The sequence below is a fragment of the Pseudonocardia lacus genome, assembly GCF_018531445.1.
GTDB classification, from domain to species: domain Bacteria; phylum Actinomycetota; class Actinomycetes; order Mycobacteriales; family Pseudonocardiaceae; genus Pseudonocardia; species Pseudonocardia lacus.
Genome location: NZ_JAHDTH010000483.1, coordinates 1 through 957 on the forward strand (window position 1 = coordinate 1; position 957 = coordinate 957).

The window sequence follows — 957 nt, forward strand, 5'->3', positions numbered from 1 at the left end:
CGCGCCCGGGCCGTCGGACGGGACCGCGGCCGAGCGCGCCGGGTCCGAGAAGCGCGAGGCGGAGCGGGCCGCGGCGCAGGCCGCTGCCGAGAAGGAAGCGGCGGAGAAGGAAGCGGCGGAGCGGGTCGAGGCTGAGCGCGAGGCGCAGCGGGTCGCCGCGGAGAAGGCGGCGGCGGAGAAGGCCGAGGCTGAGCGGGTCGAGGCTGAGCGGGTCGAGGCTGAGCGGGTCGAGGCGGAGCGGATCGCGGCCGAGAAGGCCGAAGCCGAACGCGTCGAAGCCGAACGCGTCGAGGCCGAGCGGGTCGCCGCGGAGAAGGCCGAGGCCGAGCGGGTCGAGGCGGAACGGATCGCCGCCGAGAAGGCCGCTGCGGAGAAGGCCGAGGCCGAGCGGGTCGAGGCGGAACGGATCGAGGCTGAGCGGATCGAGGCTGAGCGGGTCGAGGCTGAGCGGGTCGAGGCCGAGCGGGTCGAGGCCGAGCGGATCGCCGCCGAGAAGGCCGCCGCCGCGAAGCGGATCGCCGCCGAGATCGCCAGGGAACTGGCCGCGCGGAAGGCCGCGGCCAACCGGGCCGCCGCCGAGCGCGCGGCCGCCGCGGCCCGCTCGTCCGATCCGGACACCGAGGCGGCACCGGTGGTGGATCCGGCCGGCCCGTCGCCGGAGTCGCTGGTCCGCCGCACCCGGGCCGACCCCGAGACCGAGATGTCGCCGGTCGTGTCGCGGTCGGAGTTCCCGGCGGATCCGGTCGACCCGCCGACCGAGATGTCCCCGGTGGTCCCGCCGCTGCCCCGGCCGTCGGAGTCGGACCCGGAGACCGAGTCCGGGCCCGTCGTCCCGCCCAGGCCGGGGCCGGGCCGACCGGGCGCGGCCGACGACCGCACGGTGGTGTCCCGCCCGGGTCGCGCGGCGGGCCCCGGGCGGCCGTCGCCGTTCCCGCGCCCCGGCCCGCAGCGGGCCGA

1 pseudogene is annotated in these 957 nt (G+C 79.0%); it reads left to right on the plus strand.

The features are described 5' to 3' along the window. Positions 1 to 957 (plus strand): annotated as a pseudogene (locus KIK08_RS39235) (hypothetical protein); the annotation flags it as partial.